Source organism: Devosia sp. (assembly GCF_030689745.1).
Classification (GTDB): Bacteria; Pseudomonadota; Alphaproteobacteria; order Rhizobiales; family Devosiaceae; genus Devosia; species Devosia alba.
In genome coordinates, this window is sequence record NZ_JAUYGL010000092.1 from 1 (window position 1) to 10,504 (window position 10,504).

General features: G+C 64.7%; 4 protein-coding genes and 1 pseudogene. 3 read left to right on the forward strand and 2 right to left on the reverse strand.

What is annotated here, in order from left to right:
- Positions 1-148 (reverse strand): annotated as a pseudogene (locus Q8O80_RS08040) (transcriptional regulator); the annotation flags it as partial.
- A gap of 116 nt (positions 149-264) precedes the next feature.
- A complete protein-coding gene (locus tag Q8O80_RS08045) occupies positions 265-645 on the reverse strand; it encodes a YbaN family protein (RefSeq protein WP_305578752.1) in 381 nt (126 codons plus the stop codon).
- Positions 646-883: 238 nt separating this feature from the next.
- On the opposite strand from Q8O80_RS08045, the gene Q8O80_RS08050 reads away from it, so the two are divergent.
- The 3 genes from Q8O80_RS08050 to Q8O80_RS08060 all read left to right on the forward strand — a co-directional run.
- Complete coding sequence (locus tag Q8O80_RS08050; protein ID WP_305578758.1) at positions 884-1,447, forward strand: DJ-1/PfpI family protein; 564 nt, start codon at positions 884-886, stop codon at positions 1,445-1,447.
- Between the two features lie 24 nt (positions 1,448-1,471).
- Positions 1,472-1,834 (forward strand): ribbon-helix-helix domain-containing protein, encoded by a 363-nt coding sequence (locus tag Q8O80_RS08055; RefSeq protein ID WP_305578754.1) that lies wholly within the window; start codon positions 1,472-1,474, stop codon positions 1,832-1,834.
- A 299-nt stretch (positions 1,835-2,133) separates the two neighbouring features.
- Positions 2,134-10,504: GH36-type glycosyl hydrolase domain-containing protein (locus tag Q8O80_RS08060; protein WP_305578756.1), on the forward strand; the 8,371-nt coding region annotated here is incomplete at its 3' end.

Below are 10,504 nucleotides of genomic sequence, written 5' to 3' on the forward strand. Positions count from 1 at the left end.
AGAGGGTGGAGCCGGCAATGTCCAGCTTGCGCTGCAGCTTGCCGACCGCAAGCCCGCCCTCGCCCGCACGGACCAGCGTGCGATAGATGGTAAGCCTTGTGGTGTTGCCCAGAGCTTCCAGTTGGGCGGCGGCTGTTTCGATTTTCATGGAAATAGCCTATAGCCTGGCAAGGCCCTGTCAAGCGTATTTCGATGATTGTCGAATGAACCCATGAACGTGCAGGCATGGCTCCGACGGAATCCCTGCCCAGCGTTCAAACCCCGTCAGTCCGCATCGTCCAGCGGCTTGGGGCGGGTCACGATGAAGCTACCAGCCAGGGTCAGAATGACCGCTGTGCCAATCAATAGCGGTAGGCCCGGCTGCGTGCCGAACAGCAGCAGGGCATAGCTCGCTGCCATCATACCGATGGCCAGCACCTTGCTGCGATTGGACAGGGCCCGTTCCCGGCGCCAATGGCGCAGCGGCCGGCCCAATACGGGGTGTTGCAGCAGCCACTGCTCGGCTCGTGGCGAACCGCGCGAAAAGAACCAGGCCGCAGCCAGCAGGAAAGGCGTGGACGGGAGCAGCGGCAGTATGGCCCCTATGACGCCCACCGCCAACATGACGGCGCCGAGGATGAGATTGATGGCGCGAAGACCAGTCATGGGTCCAAGTTCCAATCTGCTATCCCGCTACCCTGATCGTGCTCCATGGCGCCATGCCTATCAGGCTACGGGACACCGTCATTGAGCCGGATCAATCGCCGCCCTGATTTGTTTGACCATGGCGTCCCGTTCGGCACCGCTGCTTGCGGGCGAGAGGCGCTGTGTGGCGTAGTATCGGGGTAACACCCGTCGCCCCGGTGGCGCGCCTATCGTGCGCTCTCAACCATCAAAATGGAGGATAATGATGGCGAAGATCCTGATGATTACCGGCGACTTCACGGAAGACTACGAGACCATGGTGCCGTTCCAGACGCTGCTGGCGACCGGCCACAGCGTCGATGCTGTCTGTCCCGGCAAGAAGGCTGGTGACACGGTCAAGACGGCGATCCACGATTTTGAGGGCGACCAGACCTATTCGGAAAAGCCCGGTCACAATTTCGCGCTCAATGCCGATTTCGACACGGCCGACGCTGCCAGCTACGATGCCCTTGTTGTTCCCGGCGGCCGCGCGCCGGAATATCTGCGCCTCGACCCCGAAGTGATCAGGAAGGTGCAGCACTTTTTCGAGGCTGGAAAGCCGGTTGCGGTCATCTGCCATGGCGCACAATTGCTGGCCGCTGCCGGCGTGCTCAAGGGGCGCACCTGTTCGGCCTATCCGGCCTGCGCCTATGAGGTCACCGCATCGGGCGGCACTTTTGCCGATATTGCGGTGACAGAGGCGGTGACTGATGGCAATCTGGTCAGTGCGCCGGCGTGGCCCGCCCACCCGGCATGGCTGAAACAGTTCCTCGCCATCCTCTGACTTCAACGCCAAGGGAGCCCCTCAATGTGTGAACTCTTCATCAAGGCTGACGCCAGCCAATGGCAGAGCCGCGCCCATAGTCTGCGCATTGACGGGGTTGCCACTTCGATCCGGATCGAGAACCACTTCTGGGATACGCTCGGCGAAATTGGCCAGCGCGACGGCATGACCGTCGCGCAGCTCATCACGCGCCTGTGGCACGAGGCTATGGACGCCGACCATGATCTGGGCAATTTCACCTCGTTTTTGCGGGTATGTTGCGCCCGTTACCATGCGCTGATCGCAGCGGGCGAGGTCTCCCCCGATCTCGGCATTCCGATCGCCGACCATGCCGCCCGCGCGATCCTTGCGCGCGAAAGCGCCCGGCGCTGTGCCGCAATGAACTGAGGGCCGCCGGAGCGAAGCGGATCGGGTGTGCGGCATCGAACTGCCCCACCAAATTAAACCGACCAATCAACCCTCAGAACATGTATGATGAAGCGCAACACTGATCCCGCATGTGGTGACCACAGCCAGGGGTGGTCGATGCCGCGCCCCATCGTGGACCCACATTGCTGAACCGGAGGAGGCACCCAATTCCGCTGCGGTGCAGCTCGCCAATATCCTGCGCCAATTGACTGTTATCCGCGTCCTGACCGGCGCGGCTTCTCGCGGTTGTTGCGAGACAATCTGCAAGGAAAATTTTCATGCCCTCGATTCCGCGCCGCGCCTGGAGAATACGCTCGTCATCGCCGGTTTGGGACGATAAGGCACCGGTACGGGGAGAATTGTTTGGCATAGAGCGGCTTGAGCAGCACGCTGAAACGCTGGCGGCAGAACAGCCCGTTACCCGCACCCCGCCGCGCGTGCTGTCGCTGAGTGCACGGTTGAACGAGAACGCTGCCGTGTTGCTGGCAGCCTACCGCGCCAGTGCCACAGAAGTGGAGCAGGGCCATGAGGTGGAGCCCGCCGCTGAATGGGTGCTCGACAATTATCACCTGATCGAAGAGCAGATTCGCGAGATCAGGGACGATTTGCCACCCGGCTTCTATCGCCAATTGCCCAAGCTCGCCCAAGGGCCGTTTGCCGGCTATCCGCGTGTCTTCGGCATTGCCTGGGCTTTCGTTGCCCACACTGACAGCCATATCGACCCCGAAACGCTGGTCCGCTTCATCACCGCCTACCAGCGCGTGCAACCGCTGACCATTGGTGAACTCTGGGCCGTCGCCATTACCCTGCGCATCGTCCTCATCGAGAACCTCAGAAGGTTGGCCGACCAGATGAGCCTGGGACAGCTCAAGCGGGCAGACGCCGATGAACTGGCCAATCGGCTGCTGGTCTCGGGCAATGCACGTTCGGCGCTCGACGCCGACATTGGCCTGCGCTCCTCGGCGCCGCTATCGACGGCGTTTGCTGCCCAGCTTTCCAAGCGGCTGCGCGACCGCGACCCGCGCACGACCCCTGCCCTGGGCTGGCTGGAAGAGCGGCTGGGCCTGCAGGGCACCTCGGTCGAAGCCGTGGTCCAGCTGGCCCAGCAGCAGCAGGGCGCCTCCAATGTCAGCGTGCGCAACATCATCACCAGCATGCGGCTGATCTCCGATATCGACTGGGCGGAGCTGTTCGAGAGCGTCAGCCTCGTCGACGCCAGACTGCGCGCCAAAAGCGCCTTCGGCGACATGGATTTCGCCACCCGCGATCTTTACCGCAACGCCGTCGAGGAACTGGCGCGCGGCTCCGGCTTCACCGAACTCGACATCGTCGACAAGGCGCTGGCTGCGGTGCAGTCGTCGATCGAAACCGCTGAAGCGGAGCGAAAGTCGGACCCTGGGTATTTTCTGATTGCCGAAGGACGCGCCGCGCTCGAACAGACCATCGGCTTCCGCGCCCCGCCGCGCCTGCTGATCAGCCGCTTCAACGTCCGGCTCGGCATTGCCGGCTATGTCGGGAGCATTCTCGCCGTCACCGCTTTGCTGCTGGCCTCGGCGCTGTGGGCCTTGGCCACTTGTGGCGCAACAGGGGGGTGGCTGGCGGCCTTTGCTGTCATCGCCTTCCTGCCAATGACCGACGTGGCGACCGCTCTGGTCAACCGGGCTATCACCTGGAGCTTTGGCGCAACCTCCCTGCCGGGAATGGACCTCCTTCGCGGCGTCCCGCAATCCATGCGCACGCTGATTGTCGTGCCGACGCTGCTCACCAACGAAGCCGACCTGCTCGAGCAGATCGAGCGGCTGGAAGTGCACCATCTGTCTGGCGCCAGCGGCGATCTAGTGTTCGCGCTGATGCCGGATGGACGCGATGCCGATCAGGAGGAAATCGAGGGTGATGCGGCCCTGCTGGCGACGGCTGCGGCGGCCATCGATAAGCTGAACCAGCGCTACGGCCCCGCCCCGGCCGGCGATCGCTTTATCCTGCTGCATCGCCGACGCCTGTTCAACGCCAGTGAAAACAAATGGATGGCCTGGGAGCGCAAGCGCGGCAAGCTGCACGAGCTCAACCGGCTGTTGCGCGGGGCGACCGATACCACTTTCGTCCCGGTAGCCGGCGTCGCGCCGCAGGTTCCGGCCGATGTGCGCTATGTCATCACCCTGGATAGCGATACCCGCCTGCCCCGCGAGGCCGCGTCGCGGCTGATCGGCAAGATGGCCCATCCCCTCAATCGCCCGCGGTTCGACGCCGCCAGCAATCGCGTGGTCAAGGGCTACGGCATTCTGCAGCCGCGCGTCACCGCATCGCTGCCGCAGGGCAGTGACGGCTCGCTTTATCAGCTGGCCTTTTCAGGGCCAGGCGGCATGGATCCCTATGCGGCGGCGGTTTCCGATATCTATCAGGACCTGTTTGGCGAAGGCTCCTATACCGGCAAGGGCATCTATGACGTCGACGCCTTCGAGGCGGCGCTGGATGGCCGGGTGCCCGAAAACGCCCTGCTCAGCCACGATCTGTTCGAGGGAATTTTTGCCCGGGCGGGCCTCGCCTCCGATATCGAAGTGGTCGAGGGTGTGCCCGCGCGCTATGACGTTGCCAGCATGCGCCAGCATCGCTGGACGCGCGGCGACTGGCAATTGCTGCCCTGGTTGTTCGCGCGCCGCGCCGCAGCTGCCGTTCCTGCCGTCGGACGCGGCAAGATGCTGGATAATCTGCGCCGCTCCCTGGTCGCGCCATTCGCCCTGCTGAGCCTGGGCATGAGTTTTCTGCTGCCGGTATGGCCGGGCGCGCTCGCGGCCATCATTGTGCTCGGCACCCTGGCGCTGCCGGCGTTCCTGCCCTCCCTGCTGTCGGTGCTGCACCGGCGCACCGGGGTGCAGTTGCGCAACCATTTCAAAGCCGTCGCGGCTGATCTGCGGATCGCGGCCATGCAGATATTTCTGGTCATCGCCTTCCTGCCCGATCAGGCCTGGCGCATGGGGGACGCCATTGTCCGCACGCTGAACCGGCTGTTCATCACCCGCCGCAACCTGCTGGAATGGACCACCGCCGCTCAATCGATGAACCGCCCGGAGCTGGATCTGCCGGGGTTTTACCGGTTCATGGCCGGCGGCACGGCGTTCGGCTTGATTATCTGTGCCGGCGCCGTGATATTGGCGCCGGGGTCCTGGCCCCTGGTCTTGCCGTTTGCCCTGCTCTGGTTTTGTGCGCCGGCGCTGGCGCGCTGGGCCAGCCGCCCGCCCGCCTTGCCCAGGCGCCTGGTGCTGTCCGAGACCGATACCGATGCGCTGCGGCTCATCGCGCGCCGAACCTGGCGGTTTTTCGAGACCTTCGTCACGCCGGCCGATCACATGCTGCCGCCGGACAACTTCCAGGAGAACCCGCAGCCCGCCCTCGCCCACCGAACCTCGCCGACCAATATCGGGCTCTATCTGCTCTCGACCGTGGCGGCCCGGGATTTCGGCTGGGCCGGGACAATCGAAACCACCGAGCGGCTTGAGGCGACATTTGCCTCGATCCGCCGGCTGACCAAATTCCGCGGCCATCTGTTCAACTGGTACGACACCCAGGATCTGCGCTCGCTCGACCCGATCTATGTCTCATCGGTGGATAGCGGCAATCTGGCCGGGCACCTGATCGCCCTGGCCAATGCCTGCGAAGAGTGGACCTTGGCGCCCCTGGCACTGGATGGCCGCGCCGGTCTGACCGATACACTGCAATTGGCGCGCGCGGCGCTTGCCGACTTGCCCGCAGCCCAGGGCGAAGCCGGGCTGCAGCTGGCGACGGCATTGGACGCGATTGAGGCCGAGCTCAACGCCCCCCGCCCCACCGAGGCCCTGACGCCCACGCTCCGGCGGCTGGCCGAAAAAGCCGCCAGGGTGGCGCAGGATATTATCCCTGTGGTGGGCCATACCAGCGCACTTGACCTGGTGTTCTGGTGCGAAGCGCTGCGCAAGACCGCTTTCGAGCATGAGCGCGACCTGCTGCAGGCCAACGCCCCTGCGATCGATCTGACAGCCCGCCTGCAGGCCCTGGCCGATGGCGCGCGCGAGATGGCGATGGCCATGGACTTTGCCTGGCTGCTCGAACCCGACCGCAAATTGCTGTCGATCGGTTACTCGCTGGTCGATAACACGCTTGATCCCAGCTGCTACGATCTGTTGGCCTCCGAGGCCCGCCTGGCGAGCCTGTTCGCCGTGGCCAAGGGCGATGTTTCCACCCAGCACTGGTTCCGGCTGAGCCGGGCAGCCACCCCGCTGGGCAATGGATCGGCGCTGATCTCCTGGTCCGGCTCGATGTTCGAATACCTGATGCCGTCACTGGTGATGGAAGAGCCCGTGGGGAGCCTGCTCGAAGAAACCAGCCGGCTGGTGGTGGAACGCCAGCAGGCCTATGGCCGCTCGCTTGGGGTGCCGTGGGGTATCTCGGAATCCGCCTATAATGCGCGCGACATGGAATTTACCTATCAGTATTCCAATTTTGGCGTGCCCGGGCTCGGTCTCAAACGCGGCCTGTCCGACAATGTGGTGATTTCGCCCTATGCGACCGGCCTGGCCGCCATGATCGATCCGCACGGTGCGCTGCGCAACTATGGCCGTCTCGCCGAACTGGGCGCCAGTGGCCGCTATGGCTTTTTTGAAGCGCTGGACTTCACCCGCTCCCGCGTGCCGGAAAACCAGGACGTCGCCATTGTCCGCAACTTCATGGCCCACCACCAGGGCATGACCATTGTCTCCATCGCCAATACGCTGCTGGACGGCCGGATGCGTGATCGATTCCATCGCGAGCCGATGATCCGGGCCAGCGAATTGCTGTTGCAGGAGCGGGTGCCGCGCGACATCGTCACCACCCATCCGCGCGCCGAGGAAGTCAAAGCCTCCCCGGCCCAGGCCATTGGGGAAGCGCCCGCTGTCCGCAGCACGCGCTTGCCTTCCGGGCGCCGGCCCATGACCCATCTGCTCTCGAACGGGCGCTATGCGGTGATGCTCACGGCGGCGGGCGCCGGCTATAGCCGCTGGCGCGATATCGCCATCACGCGGTGGCGCGAGGATGCGACCCGTGACAATTGGGGCTCCTTCATCATGCTGCGCGACATCCAGAGCGGCAATGTGTGGTCTGCTGGCGCGCAGCCGGTCAAGAACGAGGCCGACCATGACGAGGTGATCTTCGGGGAGGATCATGCCGAGTTCACCCGCCGTTACGGTTCGCTGACCACGGCAATGGATGTGCTGGTGTCGAGCGAAGACGATGCCGAGGTGCGCCGCGTCACGCTGACCAATACCGGCCGGCGCGCCCGCGAGATCGAGCTGACATCCTATGCCGAAATCGTGCTCACCACGCCGGCGACAGACAATGCCCATCCCGCCTTCGCCAAGATGTTCGTGCAGACCGAGCATCTTGCCGAGTTCGACGCCATTATCGCGACCCGCCGCCCCCGCTCGGCGGCCGATCCGGCAGTGTGGGCCGCCCATTTCGCGGTCGTGGAAGGCGAACTTGCTGCCGATCCGCAATATGAAACCGACCGGGCGCGCTTCATCGGCGCGGCCCGTACGCTGAGTGATGCAGCCGTGCTGCAGGCCGGTGAGCCGCTGTCGAACACGGTGGGCACGGTTCTCGATCCGATCTTTTCCCTGCGCCGGCGCCTGCGCGTGGTGCCCGGCAAGGTCTCGCGCGTCGCCTTCTGGACCATTGTTGCCGCCTCGCGCGCCGAGCTGCTGGATCTGCTCGACAAACACCATGACCGCAGCGCCTTCGAGCGCGCCCAGACGCTGGCCTGGACCCAGGCCCAGGTGCAGCTGCGCCATCTCGACGTCGAAGCGCAGGAGGCTGCCGACTTCCAGCGCCTGGCCGCGCCGCTGCTTTACGCCGACCGCCGCTTCCGCCCCGCCTCCGAACTGATCATCCGCGGCGCCGGTTCGCAGCCGGGACTATGGCCGCTGGCCATCTCTGGCGACCTGCCGATCGTGCTGCTGCGCATCGAGGATATCGAGGATATCGCCCAGGTTCGCCAATTGCTGCGCGCCCAGGAATATTGGCAGATGAAGCGGCTTGCCGTCGATCTCGTCATTATCAATGATCGCGGCTCATCCTATGTGCAGGACCTGCAGATCGCCATTGAGACCGCGGTCCGGAGCAGCCAGCTGCGCGCAAGCCATGGCGAGCCGCTCGAGCAGGGCACTGTCCATATATTGCGCGCCGACCTGATGAGCCTTGAGGCACGCGCCCTGCTCCGCTCGGTGGCGCGGGTGGTTCTCAACGCCCATCACGGCCCGATCGGCCAGCAACTCGATCTGATGCCGAGCCTGCCAGTGCCGCCCTTGCCATTGCGTGAACCACGCACTGCGCGACCGGTCATCCTGCCGGCGCCGGCGCTGGAATTCTTCAATGGCCTGGGGGGCTTTGACAAGGATGGCACCGAGTATGTGACGGTCCTCAACGCCGACCAGAGCACCCCGGCCCCGTGGATCAACGTCATTACCAATCCCGATTTCGGCTTCCAGGTTTCCACCGAAGGCAGCGGCTATAGCTGGGCCGAAAACAGCCGTGAAAACCAGCTGACGCAGTGGTCCAACGACCCGGTCACCGACCCGACCGGCGAAGCTTTCTACCTGCGCGACGAGGATAGTGGCGAGCTCTGGAGCCCGACGGCGCAGCCGATCCGCGATGGTGGGACCTATATCGCGCGGCACGGCTTCGGCTATAGCCGCTTCACCCACACGGCCAATGGCATCGCCAGCGACCTGCTGCAATATGTGCCCCTGGGCGACCCGATCAAGATCTCGCGCCTCACACTCACCAATCAGTCGAGCAAGTCACGGCGTCTCTCCGTCACCTACTATGCCGAATGGGTGCTCGGCACCGCGCGCGGGGCCTCGGCGCCGTTCATCATCACCGAAGCAGATGCCGATACCGGCGCCATCTTTGCCCGCAACCCGTGGAGTTCAGCGTTTTGTGGCCGGATCGCTTTCGCTGACCTGGCTGGGCAACAGACGAGCTGGACGGCCGATCGTACCGAATTCCTCGGGCGCCATAGCGGTCCGGCTACGCCCGCCGCCTTGTTGGTGAAAACCCCGCTGGCCGGCGCGAGCGGCGCCGGGCTGGATCCCTGCGCGGCGCTGCAACAGGTCATCGAATTGAAGCCCGGCGGGTCGGTGGAAGTGACATCACTGCTGGGCCAATGCACTTCAGCTGAGGCGAGCCGGGAACTGATAGCGCGCTATCGGGAGGCCGATCTCGATGCCGTGCTGGCCGAGGTTACCGACCACTGGCAGGCTTTGCTTGGCACCGTTCAGGTCAAGACGCCCGACCGCGCCATGGACATCATGCTCAATGGCTGGTTGCTCTATCAGACGCTGGCCTGCCGCGTCTGGGCCCGCTCGGCCTTCTACCAGGCCAGCGGCGCCTATGGCTTCCGCGACCAGTTGCAGGATGGCATGGCGCTCACCTTCGCCCGCCCCGAGGAAACGCGGCATCACCTGCTGCGCGCGGCGGGCCGTCAGTTTCCCGAAGGCGATGTCCAGCATTGGTGGCTGCCCCAGTCGGGTCAGGGCGTCCGGACCCGCATCTCCGATGACCGGGTCTGGCTGGCCTTTGCGGCGGCCACCTATGTCGCCGCGACCGACGATGCGGCGGTTCTCGAAGAAATCGTGCCCTTCCTTGAAGGGCCCAGGCTGCTCCCCGAAGAGCACGATGCCTTCTTCCAGCCCATGATTGCCGAAGAGTCCGCCACGCTGTTCGAGCATTGTGCACGCGGACTGGACCAATGCCTTGATCTGACGGGCAAACACGGCCTGCCCTTGATGGGCACCGGCGACTGGAACGACGGCATGAGCCGTGTCGGCGAGGGCGGCAAGGGCGAGAGCGTCTGGCTCGCCTGGCTGTTGATCCGTACCCTCACGCTGTTCCTGCCCCAGGCGGAGGCCCGGGCGCCAGAGCGCGCGCAGCGCTGGCGTACCCATCTGGCCCGCACCAAGACGGCCCTTGGGCGCCACGCCTGGGACGGCGAATGGTATCGGCGCGCTACCTTTGACGATGGCACCTGGCTCGGCTCCAAGCAGAGCGACGAGTGCCAGATCGACTCCATAGCGCAATCCTGGGCCGTGCTGTCTGGTGGCGCAGATCCCATCCGGGCAGCGGCTGGCATGGCCGCCATGCAACGCCATCTGATTCGTCCAGAAGATGGTATTGCCCTGCTGTTTACCCCGCCTTTCGACCAGACCCCGCGCGATCCCGGCTATATCAAGGGCTATCCGCCGGGGCTGCGCGAAAATGGCGGGCAATACAGCCACGCTGCCATGTGGGGAATCATGGCCTTTGCCAGGCTCGGCCAGGGCAACAAGGCCCACGACCTCTTCGCCCTGCTCAATCCGATCAACCATGCCACGACGCCACAGCAGGTGGATCGATACAAGGTCGAACCCTATGTGGTTGCCGCCGACGTCTATTCGGTCGCTCCCCATGTCGGCCGTGGCGGCTGGACCTGGTACACCGGATCGGCCGGCTGGATGCATCGCGCGGGAATAGAAGCCATTTTGGGCATGACGCGCGTCGGGGACCGTCTCCTTGTCGCGCCATGCCTGCCCGACTCCTGGCCAGGATTTTCTGCAACCATCACCATGGGCGCGACCCGCTACAGCATTGAGGTCATCGCTTCGC